General features: G+C 69.4%; 1 protein-coding gene. It reads right to left on the minus strand.

Annotation, left to right across the window (positions count from 1 at the left end):
• On the minus strand, positions 1-242 hold a 242-nt coding region (locus SB764_RS44025), incomplete at both ends, for a Sir2 family NAD-dependent protein deacetylase (protein ID WP_410867316.1).

Raw genomic sequence — 242 nt, forward strand, 5'->3', positions numbered from 1 at the left:
CGCGGCGTTCGGCCGCGCGTCGGCGACCACCGGCCAGCCGACCATGCTGCGCGCCCAGTAGCGCTGGCGCCTCGCGACGGTGCCGAGGAATTCCTGCAACGTGATCGGCGGCGAGCGCTTCCATTCGCCGTTGTCGTCGCGATAGCCGGGAATGCCGGAGTCGGTGCTGATGCCCGCGCCGGTCAGCACGAACAGACGCGGATAACGCTGCACGAAGCTGTGCAGGTCACCCAGGGTATGGG

Origin of the sequence: Paraburkholderia sp. SIMBA_027 (assembly GCF_046535315.1) — a bacterium.
Classification (GTDB): domain Bacteria; phylum Pseudomonadota; class Gammaproteobacteria; order Burkholderiales; family Burkholderiaceae; genus Paraburkholderia; species Paraburkholderia tropica.